The organism is Massilia sp. Root351, from assembly GCF_001425045.1.
Classification (GTDB): domain Bacteria; phylum Pseudomonadota; class Gammaproteobacteria; order Burkholderiales; family Burkholderiaceae_D; genus Rugamonas.
The window spans coordinates 516,108-534,247 of sequence record NZ_LMDJ01000031.1; the positions used below are offsets into that span (position 1 = coordinate 516,108).

At 58.5% G+C, this 18,140-nt stretch carries 20 protein-coding genes; 8 read left to right on the top strand and 12 right to left on the bottom strand.

Going from position 1 to position 18,140, the window contains the following annotated elements:
• Nucleotides 1–80: 80 nt before the first annotated feature.
• On the bottom strand, nucleotides 81–794 hold the full coding sequence (locus ASD15_RS22410; protein ID WP_057157205.1) for a hypothetical protein: 714 nt from the start codon (nucleotides 792–794) through the stop codon (nucleotides 81–83).
• A gap of 405 nt (nucleotides 795–1,199) precedes the next feature.
• On the opposite strand from ASD15_RS22410, the gene ASD15_RS22415 reads away from it, so the two are divergent.
• From ASD15_RS22415 to ASD15_RS22425, 3 genes are all read left to right on the top strand, one after another.
• A complete protein-coding gene (locus ASD15_RS22415) occupies nucleotides 1,200–1,715 on the top strand; it encodes a hypothetical protein (RefSeq protein WP_057157206.1) in 516 nt (171 codons plus the stop codon).
• 14 nt (nucleotides 1,716–1,729) lie between these two features.
• A complete protein-coding gene (locus tag ASD15_RS22420) occupies nucleotides 1,730–2,743 on the top strand; it encodes a toprim domain-containing protein (RefSeq protein WP_057157207.1) in 1,014 nt (337 codons plus the stop codon).
• Between the two features lie 153 nt (nucleotides 2,744–2,896).
• Nucleotides 2,897–3,964 (top strand): DUF932 domain-containing protein, encoded by a 1,068-nt coding sequence (locus ASD15_RS22425; protein ID WP_057157208.1) that lies wholly within the window; start codon nucleotides 2,897–2,899, stop codon nucleotides 3,962–3,964.
• Nucleotides 3,965–4,067: 103 nt separating this feature from the next.
• Here ASD15_RS22425 and ASD15_RS22430 read toward each other — a convergent pair whose 3' ends face one another.
• Nucleotides 4,068–4,766, bottom strand: a complete 699-nt coding sequence (locus ASD15_RS22430; protein ID WP_057157209.1) for a S24 family peptidase — start codon at nucleotides 4,764–4,766, stop codon at nucleotides 4,068–4,070.
• A gap of 317 nt (nucleotides 4,767–5,083) precedes the next feature.
• Here ASD15_RS22430 and ASD15_RS22435 point away from each other — a divergent pair, with 317 nt between their 5' ends.
• The 5 genes from ASD15_RS22435 to ASD15_RS22455 all read left to right on the top strand — a co-directional run bounded on the left by ASD15_RS22435 (nucleotide 5,084) and on the right by ASD15_RS22455 (nucleotide 10,484).
• Nucleotides 5,084–5,413: a flagellar transcriptional regulator FlhD gene (locus tag ASD15_RS22435; protein ID WP_057157210.1), complete on the top strand. Its 330-nt coding sequence runs from the start codon at nucleotides 5,084–5,086 to the stop codon at nucleotides 5,411–5,413.
• 10 nt (nucleotides 5,414–5,423) lie between these two features.
• The gene (locus tag ASD15_RS22440) at nucleotides 5,424–6,035 is read left to right on the top strand and encodes a FlhC family transcriptional regulator (RefSeq protein ID WP_057157211.1); all 612 of its coding nucleotides are present in this window, start codon (nucleotides 5,424–5,426) and stop codon (nucleotides 6,033–6,035) included.
• Between the two features lie 74 nt (nucleotides 6,036–6,109).
• Entirely contained in the window at nucleotides 6,110–7,927 is a 1,818-nt protein-coding gene (gene mobH / locus ASD15_RS22445; RefSeq protein ID WP_082552052.1) for a MobH family relaxase, read from the top strand.
• 26 nt (nucleotides 7,928–7,953) lie between these two features.
• The gene (gene traD, locus ASD15_RS22450) at nucleotides 7,954–9,861 is read left to right on the top strand and encodes a conjugative transfer system coupling protein TraD (RefSeq protein ID WP_057157213.1); all 1,908 of its coding nucleotides are present in this window, start codon (nucleotides 7,954–7,956) and stop codon (nucleotides 9,859–9,861) included.
• Nucleotides 9,858–10,484, top strand: coding sequence for a DUF4400 domain-containing protein (locus ASD15_RS22455; RefSeq protein ID WP_057157214.1), 627 nt, complete (start codon nucleotides 9,858–9,860; stop codon nucleotides 10,482–10,484). The genes traD and ASD15_RS22455 overlap by 4 nt, the downstream gene beginning before the upstream one ends.
• A gap of 435 nt (nucleotides 10,485–10,919) precedes the next feature.
• On the opposite strand, the gene ASD15_RS32530 is transcribed toward ASD15_RS22455, so the two are convergent.
• The 10 genes from ASD15_RS32530 to ASD15_RS22475 all read right to left on the bottom strand — a co-directional run bounded on the left by ASD15_RS32530 (nucleotide 10,920) and on the right by ASD15_RS22475 (nucleotide 18,061).
• Complete coding sequence (locus ASD15_RS32530; protein WP_157201075.1) at nucleotides 10,920–11,687, bottom strand: hypothetical protein; 768 nt, start codon at nucleotides 11,685–11,687, stop codon at nucleotides 10,920–10,922.
• Nucleotides 11,688–11,753: 66 nt separating this feature from the next.
• Nucleotides 11,754–12,050 (bottom strand): hypothetical protein, encoded by a 297-nt coding sequence (locus ASD15_RS32535; RefSeq protein ID WP_157201076.1) that lies wholly within the window; start codon nucleotides 12,048–12,050, stop codon nucleotides 11,754–11,756.
• A gap of 100 nt (nucleotides 12,051–12,150) precedes the next feature.
• Nucleotides 12,151–12,717: a hypothetical protein gene (locus ASD15_RS32540; protein WP_157201077.1), complete on the bottom strand. Its 567-nt coding sequence runs from the start codon at nucleotides 12,715–12,717 to the stop codon at nucleotides 12,151–12,153.
• A gap of 76 nt (nucleotides 12,718–12,793) precedes the next feature.
• Nucleotides 12,794–13,348 carry a hypothetical protein gene (locus ASD15_RS31915; RefSeq protein ID WP_082552053.1) on the bottom strand — a complete coding sequence of 185 codons (555 nt, stop codon included), beginning with the start codon at nucleotides 13,346–13,348 and terminating at the stop codon, nucleotides 12,794–12,796.
• Between the two features lie 64 nt (nucleotides 13,349–13,412).
• Complete coding sequence (locus tag ASD15_RS32545) at nucleotides 13,413–14,051, bottom strand: hypothetical protein (RefSeq protein WP_157201078.1); 639 nt, start codon at nucleotides 14,049–14,051, stop codon at nucleotides 13,413–13,415.
• A gap of 51 nt (nucleotides 14,052–14,102) precedes the next feature.
• Nucleotides 14,103–14,405 (bottom strand): hypothetical protein, encoded by a 303-nt coding sequence (locus ASD15_RS32550; protein WP_157201079.1) that lies wholly within the window; start codon nucleotides 14,403–14,405, stop codon nucleotides 14,103–14,105.
• A gap of 43 nt (nucleotides 14,406–14,448) precedes the next feature.
• Entirely contained in the window at nucleotides 14,449–14,721 is a 273-nt protein-coding gene (locus ASD15_RS22465) for a hypothetical protein (protein ID WP_157201080.1), read from the bottom strand.
• A 204-nt stretch (nucleotides 14,722–14,925) separates the two neighbouring features.
• The gene (locus ASD15_RS31920; RefSeq protein ID WP_082552054.1) at nucleotides 14,926–15,678 is read right to left on the bottom strand and encodes an HNH endonuclease; all 753 of its coding nucleotides are present in this window, start codon (nucleotides 15,676–15,678) and stop codon (nucleotides 14,926–14,928) included.
• 350 nt (nucleotides 15,679–16,028) lie between these two features.
• Nucleotides 16,029–16,625 carry a hypothetical protein gene (locus tag ASD15_RS32555; RefSeq protein ID WP_200954053.1) on the bottom strand — a complete coding sequence of 199 codons (597 nt, stop codon included), beginning with the start codon at nucleotides 16,623–16,625 and terminating at the stop codon, nucleotides 16,029–16,031.
• Between the two features lie 629 nt (nucleotides 16,626–17,254).
• Nucleotides 17,255–18,061, bottom strand: a complete 807-nt coding sequence (locus ASD15_RS22475; protein ID WP_162249937.1) for an SOS response-associated peptidase family protein — start codon at nucleotides 18,059–18,061, stop codon at nucleotides 17,255–17,257.
• Between the last annotated feature and the right edge of the window lie 79 nt (nucleotides 18,062–18,140).

Consider the following 18,140-nt stretch of genomic DNA (forward strand, 5'->3'; position numbering starts at 1 on the left):
CATGTGGCCGAGCACCGACACAAGGATTTTCATTCGTTGCTCCAGTAGATTGAGGAAATTGCATTGGCACATTTTCCTCGTCAGATAGATCTGCCGGTTTGTTTGTCGTTGAGCGGCGCGAACTCATCATCTCCTTCTGGTCGCTGACCGTTTTTCAGGTGCCGCGCGTTTTTGTCTCTCTCGGGGTTGTCGGGCATGGCGTTCGCCCTGCGTTCTAACGATGCCCGGACAATGCGGACCGCTTTCGTTGTCCCGCGCACCGTCTTTTTGAACCTCGATTTCTCGACGATCAACTGGCTTGGCGTCATGGCCTCGTCGATGCACAAGGTCTCCAGCATGGGCATTAGTTGGTCCACCTTCTCGATCAGCTCCAGCAGTCTGCGGTCCAGCATCGAGAACACCTTCGCTTCGAATTGCAGTGGTTCGACATCATAGGTGGCGAGGGCGCTGATGCCGTGCGACGTGCACTTCGCTTCCGCATCGACGAGCGCCTGGTTCAAGCGCGCGAGCCGGGTGTCGAGCATGGTCCGAAGTTCCTGTTCAATGCGACCCACTTCGGCGTCGGCCACCTTCATGCGGGCGAACACGGTGATGTAGTGGAAGTTGATCTGGGTAATCTCGAAGCAGCGTAGGTACAGCCGCTTGCCTTCGGGGCTGTGCAGGGTGACGCTCACCTTCCTGCTGGCCGATTCAATGCGGTCCGTCTTTGCCGCTGTTTGGCGCGCCAGCAGTTTGCGATTGGTGGCGCTGTGCTCCGCGCTGACGAGAACAGGAGTGTCGGCATGCGAGTTCATGGTGTCACCGTTCGAAGTAGGGACGTTGGCAGAGGATAGCCGGGTATCGCGATGGCTCATAGTGGAAATGTCGCCGAAAACCGTACTGTTTTCGCCTTACCCTGACCAACATCCACCAGCGCGCGTATCGATGTAAATCCGGTGTACAAAATTTGACGGATGCTGCCAGGCCGCCTAGATTTCCTTGAACGGCGCCCTTCGCGTTCTCCCTGCAAAACCGCATTGTGCGGACGCTGGCGCCGACCTCAGATTCTTCCGATGGTAGCTGGCAGCCCATCGAACGCGGCTTGCCGCGGCAGCATAGCCAGCATGTCAATCAAGGGTATCCAACCCCTGTCACCCCCATGGGACAAGCTCCCGTGCGGGCGATTGTCCCGTTCATTCATTTTTGTTACGGAGGCAATCATGGAAGAAGTCTTCCTGAGCAATCAATCCGATTCAAACGTGGCCCCAGTTGTGCCCGACGAGCTGCTCGACGAAGGGCCTGTCGAGGAGTTCACCGAGGAAGAGGTTGTGTGTCTGCACTGGTGGCTGCTGCGCAAGGTGCGCCTGCTCGGTGTGGCCAGCACGCCCTTGGCGGAAAAATTCGAGATCGTACGCTGGGTGTTTACCGATCCGTCGCGCGACCGGCAGCCGTTCTCGTTCGTGAACTGCCTGCGCGTGGTCGCGTGCAGCCCATTGTCCGAGTTGCCCTATGTCGGTGCCCACGACGCGGGGGAAGTGCGTGCCTGGATCGGTGCCCAGTTGCGGCGTTGGTTCGAGGCGTCATTGGCAACCTATCCGGAATGGGTGCGGCACGCCGTGATGTCGAACCCGGAGTGGGTCGCCGATCGCCTGGCGGTCAATCCGCAGTGGATCAACGAGCAGATGCGCCGCCACGATGAACGGGGTGACCTGTTCTCGCAGGACCAAGCCGCGTGAAGCAAGGAGGCGCTATGACAACGGATCAAGACGATTTCGAGCGTCGTTTTCAGGCGGCTCGCACCAGTGCCTACGGGCGGTGGACACCACTGCTGCTAGCGCTGGGCGTGGACGAGAAGGTGCTGAACCGGCGCAACCAGCCATGCCCGATCGCGGCATGCGGTGGCACGGATCGGTTCCAGTACACCGATAAGTTTGGCGATGGCAACTACATATGCCGCGCCTGCGGCGCCGGCGGCGGCTTCAAGCTGCTGATGGGGTACTTCGGATGGGGCGCGGGCACCGCGTTGCGCCATGTCGAGCGCAGCCTCGGGTTGTTGCCGGCCTCGCCGCAGGTGCCGGGACCGGTCAAGGATGCGCGCAGGCTGGTGCATCGAATACTGGCCGAAACCGGACCGATCGCCGCGGGCGACGAGGTGGACCGCTACCTGCGTTTCCGTGGCCTGGGTATGGACGGCTACCCGGAGACGCTGCGCATCCATCCGGCGCTGGGCTACTACGAATTGGAGCAGGGCACCGGCAAGGCGCGTCTCGTGCGCCACTTTCCGGCCCTGGTGGCCGTGGTGCAGGACCAGGGCGGACAGGTGGTGTCGCTGCTGCGCACGTATCTGCAGGATGGCCGCAAGGCGCTGGGGACGCAGTCCAGGAAGCTCCTGTGCGGCGGCGTCAACGGTGCGGCCATCAGATTGGGCGAGCCTGATGGCGAGCTGGCGGTGTGCGAGGGCGTCGAGACTGGCTTGGCGATTCTGAAGCGTACCGGCCAACCGGTGTGGGCCGGGATTTGCGCCAGCAACCTAGAACGCGTCTGGGTACCCGACCAGGTGACCCGGCTGCGCATCTACGGCGACAACGATGCCGACGCCATGTTCGACGGCCAAGCCGCCGCATATGGTCTGGCGCGGCGCTACATGAAGTGCTGCCGCCACGGGGAGGGCCGTCAGGCAGAAGTGTTCATCCCCCGTATCGCCGGCGCCGACTGGGCCAACGTGTCCGAGCGCTGCGCCGCGCAGGAGGGATTGGCGGCGTAGCACGCGCCAGGAGGTTGATGTAGGCAGGCCGCGAGGCCAAGGAGGTGGCGCATCCGCGCCGATGCGGCAGCGATGCCGCGTATTGCAACCCTGCGGGGGACCGTCCCCGGCAGGGGAGGTCCGTCCGCTTTTTTTGATGACTGGAGACATATCATGAAAACAGGACGTTCCCTGATGGACCTGGCGGCAGAACTTGAACGCCAGGCGGCGGCCAAGCGCGATCTGATCGTGCCGGCCAAGAAGATGCGCGGTGAAACCACCGCTGCCGGGCAGTTTCGTCTGGTGATCGACGAGGCCGGCGGCGAAGCGCGCTATCCGCTGTGCGACTTTGTTTGCGGGCAGTTGGCCAAGAAGCTCGACATTCCGCTGACCTACTTCAAGCGCATGCGGGAATATTATCCGGAGCTGCTGGACCAGAATGTCAACGGCTGGCTGCGCATCAATAGCCCCGATAGCTATTTGGTGCGCACGCTGGACGGCTATGCCCGCGCATTTTTGTCCACGCGCTACCGCCGGCTGGACAACTTCGATTTGGCGAAAAGTATCGTCCCGGTTCTGCAGCAGCTACCCGGGGCGCGCTTCGAGTCGGTCGAACTGACCGCCAGGAAGTTGTACATCAAGGTGGTGAGCTCGAAGATCCAGTGCGAGGTGGCGCCGGGCGACGTGGTGCAGGCCGGGGTCATCGTCAGCAATTCGGAAATCGGTTGCGGCACGCTGCGGGTCGAACCGCTGCTGTTCCGCCTGGTGTGCAGCAACGGCCTGATCATGGCCGACCGTGCCATGCGCAAGAACCACGCCGGACGCAACCTGGTATCCGACGATGACGAGGTGCTGGTGTACCAGGACGACACCCTGGAGGCCGACGACAAGGCCATTTTCCTCAAGGTGCGCGACCTGGTGCAGACGGCGGTCTCCGACGTGACGTTCGAGCTGATCTCGGAGAAGATGCGCAAAACCATGGGCATCAAACTGGTCGGCAACCCGGTCAAGGCGGTCGAGTTGCTCGCCAACCGCTATGCCTTGAACGAGGCCGAGTGCGCCGGCGTGCTGCGGCACCTGTTCGGCGAGCGCGAGTTGACCGGGTACAGCCTGGTCAACGCGGTCACCGGTTTCTCGCAGGAGGTCGACGATTACGATCGCGCGACCGAGTTCGAGGAGTTGGGCGGCAAATTGTTGGCGCTGTCGGCCGCTGAATGGCGGCCGATCGCCGAAGCGGCATAGCTTGTGATGCAGTAGGGAAGGGGCCGGGCTGCCGGACGCGCTTGTCGGCGCGCCCGGCGCGGCCCCGGATCTGCTGCAATCGAAACGAGTTGCTGGACGAGGCCTAGAGTGCGGTGACGCTTACCACTAGCAGCACGCGACCCAGTACCGTCAGCTTGGCGGCGGCGCCGTCGGCGTCCCTGAGCAGACTGTCGGCGTAGCGGGCGTTCTCGCAGCGCAGTAGCAGGCCTTCGCCAATGCGCCGTTCGACATGTCGGACCAGGGTCTGGCCGTCGTAGGCGAGCAGGTAGATGCCGTTGCAGGTGACGCGTCTCTGGGTATCATCGTAGAAGAATGGGGTGCCCTCGGGGATGAGGGGCGCCATCTCTGCTCCCCGCATGATGCCGGCCTTGCGGGCGGCGCTGGCGCCGATAGGCGCCAGCAGCGCGCCGACCCAGTCGGCCGGTGGCGGGCCGTCCGGATACAGTTCGGCCAGGAGTGCCCGATGCAAGCGGTCGTACGGGCAGTCCAGTCGGTGCTGCAGCAGGCCGAGCAGCCAGTGCGCATCGACGTTGAGCTGCAGGGCCAGGACCGCCAGTGAAGCCAGGTCCGGCAGGCCCGGCTGGTCGGCGTCGATCCAGCGCGCCACGGTTTGCATGGCCCGGCCGGTCAGGACGCTGAGGTAGCTAGCGTACTGGTGGGCGGGAATGTCGCGTGCAGCCAACTCAGCAATAAGCCGGTTGCGCAGCCCCGGCACCAGGCGTAGGTCAAGGTTTCTGGCTTGGTCGCGGGTGAGCGGCGCGCGGCGCTGGTCTGGCTCCATGAGGCGCTTTGGTCCTATTTGCAGGATGGATCGCGGGCAATTTGTAGCAGTTGCTAGCTTTCGCAGGCGGTGCGTTTCAAGTTGCTATATGGCTGTAGGATCTACCGATCCAGTTGGTGCCGTCAAGCGGCCTTCGTTTTTGCAGTGCACAGCGGGAGCAGTTGCTATTGACCGGTAAAACGGTGCGGTGTAGCCTGCTTTCGCAGGTGGCGGCCTATGCTGCATCGCATGGCGAGCGCCCAGCATACGCCGTTGTTTTTTCAAAAAACCAGTGATGTGACCATGCCCGCACGCGCGGGCTTCACGGAGTAGCCATCATGGACAACGCCATACACCTGACGGACGTGCAGCAGTTGAACCTGAACTTCTTGTTGACGATCCAGGCGGGCCTCAAGCACGACCGAATTGCCGCCAGCTACAAGTTCCACCTCGACCCGGATTGCGCGGCGCTCCTGGGCGCCATGAATGCCAGCGACCTTGTCGCGCTGGCGGCGAATATGCCGCACGAAAGCCTGTTCCAGCCCATTGGCAATCTGACTTCCTTGCTGGCCGCGCCGCACGGCTTGGCCGTGACGCTGTGCACGGTCGGGGCGGGGCGTCCAAGTTGCTCCGCTCCGAGCGCGGTGGTTGCCGCGGCGAACGCGTGAGGCCGCCAACATGGCCGCCCCCGAAGCTGACCAATTCATCCGCGCGCTGCATCTGGCCCGGGAATGCATCGCGCTCGGCGCGCGCCTGGGTACTGCATCCCAGGTGACCGGCCTGCGCTCCTCAATGCTGCGCACCTATTTTTTCCGCCACGGCGGCTCCATTAACGGCCGTCGGCCGGAATCGAGCGAGTGGGTCCACTGGGGCAATCTCTGCCTGCGCGCGGAAGCGTCGGAGTTCGCCAGCATCTTCTCGACCCTGCATGAACAGTACCGCTGCCTGCCGGCCGACGCGCTGGTCATTGCCTACCGGATGTACGCCGAGCGCTGCCCGCGCAAGCCCACGGTCTCGTTCGACCGGGCTTTCGCGCTGGTGTGCGACTTGCTCGGCATCTGGCTGCGTAAGGAGGCGCGCCTGGCGATGCATCGCTGTCCGCAGTGCCGAGCGCGCTACGTGGCTGAGATCGGCGCGCCGCCGCCGCGCGAGTCAGGCTGTGTGTTCTGCCATCTGCTGCAGCGTTACCCCCTCGACGCGCGCGTGCAGGCGCACTATGTGGCCAGGCGGGCGGACTTGCCTCCCATCCTGGCCCGGCCGGACGGCGCCGGCCCGGAAAAAGCGGCGTAATCTCCTGTTTTTCCGCATGGACGTGCGCCAAGGCCGGGCCGACACTGGAAGCCTGCCAACTACGGAGCCTTGCCATGTCGATCGCGAGCTGGTGTGCACGGCTGTGGCGCGGCGCCGCTCGCGAAGGGGCAGCGGGCGCGGACCCGAAGCCCGCAGGCATTGTGGCCCCGTCACCTGGCGCGGGCCTACGCGCCCGCAGCGTGGAGGACTTGCTGGCCGAGCACAAGGACGTGATCGCCCGCATCAAACTGTGCTACGGGTGCGACAACGCCACCTTCCACGCCGACTTGCTCCAGCCAGTGCAAAACTATGCAGCCTACGTCAACGCGCTGCCGGCCACGCGGGCGAGTTACTACTGCGGTTCCGGCGGCCTGCTGCGCCTCGGCCTGGAGACGGCCTTCTACGCGCTGCAGGCGACCGATTCGCAGATCTTCGCGGGGCGCCAAACCATTTCCAGCCGGCGCGTGCTCGAGCCGCGCTGGCGGCGCGCCGTCTTCCTGGCCGGTCTGTGCGGCGAACTATACCGCTGCCTCGGCCAGGTGACGGTGCGCGATGCGCAAGGCGGCGCCTGGCAGCCCTACCTGGCGCCGTTGACCGCCTGGCTGCGGCAGCGCCGGTGCGCCACCTTCACCGTGCAATGGTCGGCCGGGCCGGAGCGCCGGGCGCTGGGGCTGTTTGCACTGCCGATGATCGTGCCCGCCGGCATGCTGGACGACCTGGCGCAGGACAACGAGGTGATTGTGCCCAATCTGTTGGCCTCGGTGTCGGGCATGGCCACCTACCATGAACACAACCTGATGGACCGGCTGGTGCGCCATGCCGCGGCGCTCGTCATTGCGCGCGAGCGCCGCGTGTCCGGAGACGACGCGCTTGGTGACGACGTCCCGGTTCATCTGGCGCGGCACCTGGTCGAGGCGATGCGCGAACTGGTGCAATCGGATCACAACTGGCTGCCGAACGCGCCGCGCTCGCGTCTTTGGTACGGCCAGGACGGCCTTTACCTGGTATGGCCGAACGGTGCGGCGGACATCATCCGCCTGCTGGCCGACGAGCGCCTTCCCGGCGCCCCGGACAATGCCCCGGCGGCACTGGCGATCCTGGTGGCAGGTGGGGTTGTGGCGGATGTCGGCCCGGCCGAGCGCATTGTTCTGGTTTACCCGCCGGGTGCGCAAGCGCCACTGGAGGCGGTACGGATCGCTCCGCCCAGCCTGTTGCTGGCCGACGTGGTGCCCCCACCAAGGCCCCTGGAACAGAGATTGGCGGTGCCGGTGGATGCTGAACGGACGCGGCGAACACAACCGGCAGGAGACCCGGTGGATAGCCAGTCTGCCGAGACAGAGTGCACGTCACCGGTGCCCGATGCTGTACCGGTGCCGGCGCCCGCGCGCAAGCGGTCCCCCAAGCCGCAGGTGGACGGGGAGAGCGGGCAGGCGCAACTGCCGTTGCAGGATGTCGCGCCTTCCGACGAGGTGGTGCAAGGGAAATGCCGCGATGCGCCTCCCCTGAGCGTAGGCGTGCCGAGGCCTGGCGAGCGCGCGGCGCATGGGAACGATCAGGCGACGCCATGCGCTGGCCATCCCGCTTTGCGTGCCCCGCTTCGTTTAAATCGCACGGTGGCAGGTGCGCTGTCCGCCATCGTGGGCACGTTGCATGGGGACCGTCCGCAATGCCATGTTGTCGGCGGCGCGCTGTTCGTTCCGCTGGCTGCGCTCGCCACGCATGGCGTCGATGCGCGCCAGGCGTGGCGCTCTCTGGACGATGCGGGCATGCTGCTGCTGGACGACAGCGGCGAGGGCGTGCAGTCGGAGCAGATCGCGGGAAGCCGCATCCCGGGGGTACGCATTGCCGGCGGATTCGTGACCGGCTTGGCGGCGCCGGTGAACGCCAGTTGAGGACTGGCAATGGGAAGGGGACCGCGATGCTGATGCGCGACTATGAGATGCCGTGGCGCAGCCCGATGGAGCTGCTGGCGAGCGCCGTGTGGTGCGCCGCCGGTTTGGGCATCGTGGTGTTCACCCCGGACGTGGTGCCACGGATGCTGGGCCTGGCGCTGCTGGCGGTGATGCTGCCGATGGCGGTGCTTCGGGCGCGCCAGGGCCTGCGCATCATCGCCGTGCGCGCGGCGCTGTCCGGGCGGGCGATGGAAATGATCACCACCAAGCGCTTGGCGAAGCTGGCCCCCGACGTGGAACTGGTGGTGTTCGGCTTCGGCTTCGAGTGGCAACCGGTGCATTCGCAACGGCTCTATGAACTGGCCAAGGTCGATTACCGCGACCTGCGCATTCCGCCGCCGCTGCTGCGGTTGCTGGGCTACGTCGACAATCCGCAGCCGGACGACGAGATCGGGCTGCCTTACATCCACGGCGTGGAGCGGCGGGAGACGTTGCTGGCGCGGCCGCTGCACAATTTCGAGGGCGGCACCCTGGTGGTGGGTACCACCCAGTCGGGCAAGGGCGTGTGCCTGGGCTGGCTCATCACGCAGGCAATCCGCCGCGGCGACGTGGTCATCATCCTCGACCCGAAGAACTCCAAGCGCTTGAAGCGCCTGGTCGAGCGGGCCTGCGCCGACTACCGCGAACCGGATGCCTTCCTGTGGTTCCACCCGGCGTTCCCGGAAACCGGCGCGCGCCTGGACTTTACCTTCAATTGGCAAAAACCGACCGAGATTGCCTCGCGCATCCAGTCCATCCTGCCGCCGGACACGGCGGGCGCCTTCTCGGCGTTCGGCTGGGACGCGGTCAATGTGGTGACGCAGGGCATGGTACGGCTGGAAAAGCGGCCCAACCTGATGAAACTGACCAGGTACATCGAAGCGGGGATCGAGCCGATTCTGGAGGCAACGCTCAAGCGCTGCTTCGAGGAGTTGCTGGGACTCGGCTGGCGCACCAATCCCGACCTGGTGCGGCTGCTGGAAAAGACGCGCAAGGGGGCCATCAAGTCGCCGTCGCCGGTGGCCAGTTCCGAACTGGTGGCGTTCGTGGAGTACTACGAGCGCCACGTGCACGAGTCGCGCCATGACAAGGTGATCGACTCGCAGGTGCGGGTGTTCCGCCACAACCGCGAGCATTACCAGAAAATCACGGCCAACCTGTTGCCGATCCTGTCGATGCTCACTTCCGGCGAACTGGGGCGCACGCTGTCGCCCGAGCCGTTCGACGCGGCCGACGAACGTCCCATCATGAACCTGGAGAAGATCGAGCGCGGCGGACACGTGCTGCTGATGTGCCTGGATTCGCTGCCCGACCCGGCGGTCGCCTCGGCCATCGGCGCCATGTGTCTGGCCGACTTGGCCGCGCGTTCGGGGATCCGCTACAACCTGGGCGGCTACCGGCGCATTTCCCTGTTCGTCGACGAGGTGTCGAACGTGATCAATCAGCCGTTGATCGAGATCATGAATAAGGGCGCCGAGGGCGGCATCTATACCACGGTGGCCATGCAGACCATCGCCGACCTGGCCAAGCGGCTGGGCAGCCAGGAGGCGGCCCGCATGGCGTTGGGCAACCTGAACAACCTGATCGCTTTTCGCACCAAGGACCAGCCCACCCAGGAGTTCATCAATGAGACCTTCGGCCAGACCGCGATCCACAACATGAAGGTCGGGCGCAACACGGCGCGTGACGGACACATCGGCGACTTCACCATGGTGGAGTCGACCCAGATCGCGGAAGAATTGAACGAGCTGGTGCCGACTTCGCTGCTCGGAAAACTGCCGAACCTGCAGTTCTTCGCGTCGGTGTCGGGCGGGCGGCTGTGCAAGGGCCGCTTCACCTTGCTCGATCCCGGTGGGCCGCCAGAGGCCGCGAACAGCGCGCAGGTGGCGCCATGATCCGGGTCGTCTCCATCGCCTCGCTGCTGGTGCTGTTGGTGCTGATGCTGTATCTGCCGTCGTCGACACCGGCATCGGCATTTTTCGATCGGGTTCGGGCCGAACATGGCTTGCACGGGACGGCATGGGGCCAAGGGCACGCGCAGGCGGCGCTGGCGCGCGCCTTGGCGGCGGTGGAGCGGCCCGTGGCTGCGCCCCTGATGCAGGCGACCTCGGCCAGGCAGGGCAGGGCGGCAACCGCCGCCGGCCGTCAGCTGGACACGGTGGGCCAGCGCATCCTGGGCAGTGGCTACCTGCGCTCCCTCAACGCACTCTTGCTGCTGGCGGTGTTTCGCTTGGCAGCACTGGCGCAGTTGGCGCCGGGCCTACTGATGCTGGCCGGCGCCTGCCTGGCCGACGGCCTGGTGCGGCGCTGGGTCAAAAGCCGGGAGTTTTCCAGGCACCATCCTGAAATCTGGATCGCCAGCGTTTGCCTAGGGTGGCTTGCGGTATGCGGCGCGGTGATCTGCTCGGTGCTGCCGATCGCGGTGCCGGTGGCGTTGTTGCCCCTGCTGGCAAGCGTGCTCTGCGTCTGCATCGGCATCGCTATCGCCAACTATCCGGCGGGTGCCGGGCGGGGCTAAGCGTCGGCCCGAGTGCTACAGGTACCCGCACAACCTGGCCGCAGACTGCAGCATAAGCTGGCCACCGTGATTGGTATAACCGGCCGCACGCGGAATACTTGGTGATTGGCTGCACGCGCAGGGCTGGCCAGCTACAGCGGCGCGTGCAAGTGGCTATGACGGCGAAAATGGCGGTTCGATCTGAGCAATGCCTTCACCGTGCCACCTTCAGATTTTTTTCCGCGAATAATTTGGCCAATGCGGCCGACCAGTCGCCTCGTGAAGCCGGACTCAAAACATGCTCGATGTAACGAGCTGAATCGGGACGCCAGCCAAGTGCATGTTCTCGTCTGCGTGGTGACGTGGATTCGATCTGACCGGTTGCTCCGGCCGACGGCTTCCGCCCCATCTCGGACCTTCGCATAATTATCGAACTCAATCCATCACAGTTTGAGTTTATTCGAGATGATTGACCAATTTTTCAGCGGCAAGGAGGGCATTAAAGTCCTCTGCGGTCCATTTTCCGACCTGGCCGTAGTTCGTCAATGTTTGGCTCATGGCCTTGGCGACCTTTGCAATAACAGCATGATTTGGAGCTAACAAACGAATGGTGCGTTCAACTAAATATTCCCGGTACTGGCCGTAGTGAGTAAATCGAACATCAGATTCTTCGTGATGCATATTAAGCAGAACTTGAAAGAGCTCATCACATTTCTGTTGATCGGAAGTAGCGACTAAGAATGCCTCCTCAAAATTTTCTCTAACATAACGAGTTGACTCCGCCTCCGCCATTGAGCCAGCCATCAAGACCATGATTCGTTTTTCAAGATATTCTCTCAGCCCCTTTTGATCTAATGATGGGGTGTCCAAATCTATAGCAGTAGTCGCAATATGGTTACCGTCCGCTGCCACTAAATTCAGCGTGATGGTTCCAGTTGAAAACCCGAGTAGTCTTGCAGCTATCGCATGACCAACCTCATGCTGTGCTATCTGATCAACGTACCAACGCAATTCCTCCAGAGGTTCCGGCTCCATCGGGGCTGAACTCCATTTCAATAACTCTTGGCGATCTGTTGCATCCAATCTATACATGTGCTCAATAAGTGCTCGTGCATAAACCACAGGCTTGTCGCCAACTCCGAAAATGGTTTGTACTGCCTTCTTAAACTGTCTCGCAGCAATTAGCTCAAAAAACTTGCTGACATCAAACGAGGGAATTTGCATATTTTGAGATTATCCATATTTAGCTAAAGGCAGCGTCAGATTATGGCTGTGAATGGCTCCCTGCAGTCACTGTAGAGAACGTGTTTCGCCAATGCGTTTCACATCCATATCTTGCACAACCTTCTGACCACTCGGACGAGTGACAATTACTCGGATAGTCCTTAGATTACGGTCATTTGCAAGCGCCACTAATGCGGAAATTTTTTCCTGCATTTCGGATTCCATTTCGTCAGCCCAAGGTTTCTGGCATTGGTTGGCCAATCTCTTTGCAAGAATACTAGACAACACATCGGCAAAAACCTCCTCTAATTCGACAGGCTCCACTTCCATCGAATCTTCTGGGTTCTGAAATAGGTCATCCATTATTTTTCCCATCAATTCTATACTAAGGTTGAAGGTTTTCTGAACGCCGGATGCTGATCGGTTAGGGACTGTCAACGACAACGCTCCTGATATTAGAAACCTAGTCTGCCGCATTCGGCTCGGGCAAAGCAGCACTCCGTTCTGTCATGGCATACTGTGCCGCGTAACCAAGGGCATCTTGGACTTCCGTAATAGCGCCGTGGGACATCATGGTCGGTACCTCAATTTCATATGCGTAGCGCCATTCGACGAAAGGAGCTCCGCCTATGTGCGTTAAGGCATCGAGAAACTGTGCCTTTCGTAAAGCGAGCCCTACAGCTATCGGAACGTTCGAGGGGTTACGAAACATGCCGACGATAAGATTCTGATGGTCAGGGTTTATACGATCCCATAGTTTTTGCAAATAGTGCCCTCGTCGGTCATCTTGGGGCGCAGTAGGGTTGTCTGCATTAGCGAGAGTTAGAAAAAACTTTAGAAATAATTCAATTGCAAAACTAGAGCAGACCATCGCTGGAAAAGCGAACTCTAATCGTTCAGTTTGAGCTGCATGGTTGTTAAGCAAACCACCTGAGTGAGCGTAGGCTGTAGCTATTGCGTAAATAGAGGAGAAATCATGCGTACTGCCGGGAATAACTACTAGAAGAGGAATTGCTGGCCCTGCACTCATATTATTTCCTTTTTTAGAAATGTATTTTTAATGCCTCGATTTTAAAGCACGTGCCAGCTATTGGCCGAAAACGTATTTATTCTATATGGCACTTACCATACGAAAGAAGATTTCCCCTTTCCTCATGGTAGTCAGAAAGTTGCAAATGAACGTCGCGAATCTTCCCTAAAAGTTTTTCCAAAGCTTCTGCCGAGAGTTGAACGTACTCCTGTTGTAAAATTTTGTCCGACATTTTTATGCGAGCAAAAGTATAGCCCTCTTCATCCGTATTTTGCCAGTCCGCATGGACAACAATATTTCGTAATCTGCCCACTTCGAGCAATGACTCGACCAACCCACGATATGCCGGGGGTTCAGTAGCACAAGAGTGAAACGCATCAGAAAGCCGCTTGAGAAGGTCAACTTTGGCCGAATAGTGCATTCCCTGTAGGATTAGCAATCCCGACTCATCACTACGGTCAGATATTATTTCACAAATTACCGAGTCAACACTTTTTTCTAAAGTGTTGAAATACATCACGACTAGCCCTACGAGCGGCAATGATTCATCAAGGTAACGCTCAGCGGCTTCCTCGTCCTCGATATCATGACCGAGATGCTGAATGAAATCTTTAACTTTGCGCTTCAACATCCAATCAATCTCCAATTTCCCAAGGGTTGCCTCCGACCGCTAATGGCCGAAACCACCAAATTAGTCAATGAGTGTCAATTCGCTCCTCGTCTGGCAAGAGAAATTCTGATTCAGGAACAAGGCTAGTCCATTGCTGATAAAATGTGGACATATCCTGCACAGCTTCGATTGCTGCGTCTGGAATAGGTGTTGCGTCCGCATCTTTATCCGCTTCTGAGATCTCGACAACTACCTCTTTCGCTTTTGGATGGACTAGGTCGTTTCGGCGCTCGGCAATCTTAGTCACGGTCCTAGTTATTGCTAGGCTCTGGTTAGTGTCGATTCCGTGGCATATTTTCAACAGTGCTTGTACTTTCTTGGGCTGACTGAGTCTCTCAATAAACGAGTCAAATGGAGTATGCCCCAACCGAACCACTCCATAGAAGTTGAGGAAAGATTCCACAGCCATCGCAGTGAAAATTCGGACCGAATCAGACAGCAGATCTCTGCGACGTACTTTTCTCCACAGTTGAGCATGACCAACATCACCGCTGCGGAGCGATACACCGCCCGAGGGCCACTCGGCCTTTATTTCAGCCGTCAATCTAATAAGCTCGTCAAGCAACATGCGGGAGTATTCCGGATACCGGGAACTCTCTGTAAGCCATGTGCGAGTCACACCAAGCGGCCTTACAGCAAAATGTTGATTCTGCCACTTTTTCATACCTGACCTTTCGACTGGCACTATAACGGCTGCTGTTGGCCGCATACTGCCCTAGAGAAATAATAACTTCATCTTGGCACTAGAGAAATACTGCACCTTTGCTCGAACTAATTCCACGGCCAGTTTTTGGCGCAAGGCTAGTCCTTCCGCATCTAACTTATCAACTTCGGTCACGTCTGTGTATGCCCCAAAGTGCGCAAGTTCATATCGCTGCTGCCAGGCTGAAATTTCATCGCCAAGACACTCGGAAATGCCGAGCTCAGATGCCGTCAGATACCCACCCTCAACCGCATCCCTAATACCAGTTCCAGAGAGATTTCCATCAACCATCAAATAGTGTGCTCCGTTGTTCATGTCGATGACCCATTCGTGAACGCCCGGTTGCTGCCTTTTGGTTTCACTTGGCGTGTTTTCTACAATCTACAAGTGCCTCCAAGAGCTGGCCATCGAAGTACTCGGTATCGTCTCGTTCCTTGTTCTTCAACCTGAATTCTGCCTCTTCGCACATTTTAATTTCAGCGATTTTTTGATTAATATATGTCGCGACCATCAAATCAGACAAGTCGCATAGCGAAATTTCCCAACTATCGCGGTAGCGCTGCATGAGTCCAGTAGTTGCATCGCCTTGCCAAGGCCCTATAATAGTGGACACAGATAATCCCATTGCCATAATTATTTCACTTTCGCGAATGGCCGTTCTTGGCCGAACTCAGCCGACGGCGTTCAGGATAGCAGCTTGCCAGACTGCAAAACTCACAAATTCTCACTCTAGGCTGAAGACGCCCCCGAAGCAGACCTCCTTGTCATGGACTCATTTGACAGTCAATTAACGGATGATGTCTTGCCCACTAAACCTCATAGTTGTTGAGTGATTTCAAAAGTCATTTTTTTGGAACACAGAGCACAAATGCTCCTTGAGATAAAGTGCTTGAGCAGATGTCGGCTTTTTGCGGAGGGCATTGGGAACATCCTTAAGTAATTCTTTGTCCCGCAATTCCTTCGAGACAAGCATGTGCCCTTTCTCGTCAAATCCAATCAAGCCAGTATCGAACAATGCGTCTAGCGTTGCTACGAGTGGGATTCCATTATTGGGGTCCAAACGTTCATTGTCGTTAGACTTGCACCATGGCTTCGCATGTGACGCCCGGAGCACTGGCAATATGGAACATCCAGTAACTGCACATCGATCGTCCCACAGCGATAAAAGCTCCTTACGATACTTGCCTTGGCCAAGTCGTGCCAAAACCATAGTGGCTTGCACAGTCGGGTTATCGCGGTACTCGTCTTCAATATCTTCGATGTCGGCCGGAATCGATACAGCTTCCCCCATCTCTTGATAGTCTGTTACAACTAGTCCCTTCGGGACTATCCGGAATCCAAGGTTCTTCAACATTTCGTGCCACTTTCCGTCTTTCGCCCCTGCAAAACTTGACGGAGGCATATCTCCTAGTTTTGCCAGTTCGCGAGAAATCGAGACGATTGCTTTAGGAGGGTATGATTCTCCATTAATGATCACATCATATCTAGTGCTATCTCGAAAGCCTTTGTAGCCAGGATTTAGGCTCCAAAATTTGGCGGCCTCTTCGACGTGGTGCGCTCGAACCTGCCGTGCTTGTTTTATGGGCATTTAAAGTCCTTTTTTGTTAGCAAAGTTGATGACAGGCTGCTCCTGGCCGAACTCGGCCGTTGGCACTCAGAAGGATAACGAAGCTTCGCAGCGATTGATGCGATCAGTGCGCAACCAACCTTTGCATTCATCCTATTCGAGAGGATTTCTTGGGCCAAAAGCTTCGCGTCCTCGAAGGTCTCGTAAGTTCTCATATCAACATCCAAATTCGCCGTGCCAATTTCGAAGGTCTGCATCTGGCCGAACGCGGCCAACTGGGTTCAGGATTGCAGCTTGCTCACCTGCAAAATTCATGAATTCTCACGCTAGGCCGAGAGCGCCCCGAATCTGACGATCAGGCGACGCGAAAACTAGTTCACATACCGGGTGCGCCCCCGCTCGGTAGGAGGAGTAGTAGTCAGTCTATGGCTAACATCTGGTGCCTTTGACGCCTTGTTTGATTCAATTCGCTCTTTGAAAAGGTAAAGTTCAACGCAGCAGTTTGACAACGAGGACAAAAGTCGCTCTTTCCCGCCGCTTGGGGCCACTTTGCCGTCAAAGGTGTAGCCCGACAGTTGGCCAATCATAGCGGCAATGTCATTTCTCTGAAGTGATACTCCTTCCCAATCGTGGGCAAAGTTGTTCCGAATCTTTCGCAGAATTTCCAGATCTTTGAATTGGTCTTCTGTCGAAAGGCCGAATGCAAAAGCTGCTTTGATCCGACTACTTAAAGTTCCAAGGGGTGCGTTAAATCCATTTACAAGGTCTCGAGTGGCTTTGCAGTCTCTAAAATAGGCAATAAGTAGGCCACCGAGCGTGTCTTCAATAAACGCGGCCAGCGCCAACACGATTGCACGTTCATCTTGCTCGCCGACGCGTTTCATGAACCGATTTAGGCTGTCGAGCTCTTCCTTTTCTCTCTCAACTATCGCGACGTGTTCGCCATCCGCAGGTACTATCGAATTCATCTGTAATCCTTCAATTATTCGGACGATTTCTTCCGCTTTTGGTATGCCTTTTCCACACCCCATGAAGGTATGTCTACTATTGAATATACTTAAGCCGATAGGTGCGCAACAGCGCCGCCGACTCCAATAGCCCATGTTGTTTCAAAAAACGAGCTGAAGAAAACACGAGTACGTGCAGTTAATGTTTTAGCCATAGATACCTCCTTAATGTTGTCTTGATCCGATGAAATCAAATTGATACTGATATAACGCAACAAAACCAGCAGAAGGGCTACAGAGCCAACAAGCGCCACGGGGATTGCCAGTCCCCCACCTATCACTCCAATCGGCTTAAATATACTCCCAACATACGAGTGCTAACCGAACGCGTGTCCGGTCGAGACTTACAACTTGATCAATCAGCGAACGTCCGCAGCTGGCCGTACGCGGCCCAATAGTGCAGCATAATATCTTGCTTCGACGAAAAATGCGCAAATTCTCACACATCAGTTCGACAGCTGCAGCGGCGGCGGTGCGGCCGGTGCCCCTGCACACCGATAACGGCGAGGAGCGCTAGCCGACGTCTTCCTTATTGCGATTTAGGCTGCGGCTTGCGTAGGGGCGCGGGGATTGGACTGACAATTCGATCTTCAAAATCCAAACAATGAACCTTGCTGCGGCTCGGCCTCGGTGATTCTTTGCGCCTGAGCGGCTTCCTGTTCTATTTCGGCCGCCTCGAATATTGTTGTCGTCTTCGCTTTAGGGGCGGCGTACGCGTGCAATTCTTCAGGGCGGTACAGCTCAATCAGGGCGCGTGCAAATTCCGGGTTTTTCGAGCTGAGCCAATCGTCGTAGTGTTCAGGACGCAGGATGGCCACGCCGCGCTTTTCCTCGTTCGGGCGATGGAACCGGTTGAGCAGAGGGTGGTCATCGGCATTCAAGGTGAAATGGGTAAAGCTGTTTGTAATGGTCCCGTCTTCCTCTTCCCACGTGCGCCACATGCCGGGCAGCCCGAAAGGCTCCTTGCTGGCCAGTTCGAGCGCCCAGCGCTCATGGACGCCAGTCTCCCAGTTCGGTTCGAAGACGGTGAGCGCCGGCACTATGCAAAGCTGCTGTGCGAACCAGAAGCGCTTGTAGTTGACCTTGCTCCCGACTTCCTCGGCGCGCGCGTTCATGGTGTCCATGGCGATGCGCTTGGGCTTGGGCGGCGCTTTGCCCGTGGCCAGGGCTTGCTGAACCTTTGCGTCCTCCTCCTTGGTGAGCTTCTTGAAGGGACGATGGCGCTGCGGGACGAAGCCATAACTTCCCACCATACCTTTTCGCTGCCGGTGCTCGTCGTGCACGATGAACAGCCCTTGGTAGTCGCGATACATCTCTTCCCGCCAGTCCTCATTCATTTCCATGGGCGTGCGAAACCATTCGAACGCCAGTTGACGACTAACGGTGACGTAGTTCACACACATGATTCCTCCGGAGTAGCTGGGCGATCGTTGTGATGCTTGGATATGAAAATTACCACAATTGAGAAGCACCCGG

Coding starts and splice junctions, on each gene's coding strand:
- ASD15_RS22410 (WP_057157205.1), bottom strand. CDS start 794: ATGAACTCGCATGCCGACACTCCTGTTCTCGTCAGCGCGGAGCACAGC.
- ASD15_RS22415 (WP_057157206.1), top strand. CDS start 1,200: ATGGAAGAAGTCTTCCTGAGCAATCAATCCGATTCAAACGTGGCCCCA.
- ASD15_RS22420 (WP_057157207.1), top strand. CDS start 1,730: ATGACAACGGATCAAGACGATTTCGAGCGTCGTTTTCAGGCGGCTCGC.
- ASD15_RS22425 (WP_057157208.1), top strand. CDS start 2,897: ATGAAAACAGGACGTTCCCTGATGGACCTGGCGGCAGAACTTGAACGC.
- ASD15_RS22430 (WP_057157209.1), bottom strand. CDS start 4,766: ATGGAGCCAGACCAGCGCCGCGCGCCGCTCACCCGCGACCAAGCCAGA.
- ASD15_RS22435 (WP_057157210.1), top strand. CDS start 5,084: ATGGACAACGCCATACACCTGACGGACGTGCAGCAGTTGAACCTGAAC.
- ASD15_RS22440 (WP_057157211.1), top strand. CDS start 5,424: ATGGCCGCCCCCGAAGCTGACCAATTCATCCGCGCGCTGCATCTGGCC.
- mobH (WP_082552052.1), top strand. CDS start 6,110: ATGTCGATCGCGAGCTGGTGTGCACGGCTGTGGCGCGGCGCCGCTCGC.
- traD (WP_057157213.1), top strand. CDS start 7,954: ATGCTGATGCGCGACTATGAGATGCCGTGGCGCAGCCCGATGGAGCTG.
- ASD15_RS22455 (WP_057157214.1), top strand. CDS start 9,858: ATGATCCGGGTCGTCTCCATCGCCTCGCTGCTGGTGCTGTTGGTGCTG.
- ASD15_RS32530 (WP_157201075.1), bottom strand. CDS start 11,687: ATGCAAATTCCCTCGTTTGATGTCAGCAAGTTTTTTGAGCTAATTGCT.
- ASD15_RS32535 (WP_157201076.1), bottom strand. CDS start 12,050: ATGGATGACCTATTTCAGAACCCAGAAGATTCGATGGAAGTGGAGCCT.
- ASD15_RS32540 (WP_157201077.1), bottom strand. CDS start 12,717: ATGAGTGCAGGGCCAGCAATTCCTCTTCTAGTAGTTATTCCCGGCAGT.
- ASD15_RS31915 (WP_082552053.1), bottom strand. CDS start 13,348: ATGTTGAAGCGCAAAGTTAAAGATTTCATTCAGCATCTCGGTCATGAT.
- ASD15_RS32545 (WP_157201078.1), bottom strand. CDS start 14,051: ATGAAAAAGTGGCAGAATCAACATTTTGCTGTAAGGCCGCTTGGTGTG.
- ASD15_RS32550 (WP_157201079.1), bottom strand. CDS start 14,405: ATGAACAACGGAGCACACTATTTGATGGTTGATGGAAATCTCTCTGGA.
- ASD15_RS22465 (WP_157201080.1), bottom strand. CDS start 14,721: ATGGCAATGGGATTATCTGTGTCCACTATTATAGGGCCTTGGCAAGGC.
- ASD15_RS31920 (WP_082552054.1), bottom strand. CDS start 15,678: ATGCCCATAAAACAAGCACGGCAGGTTCGAGCGCACCACGTCGAAGAG.
- ASD15_RS32555 (WP_200954053.1), bottom strand. CDS start 16,625: ATGAATTCGATAGTACCTGCGGATGGCGAACACGTCGCGATAGTTGAG.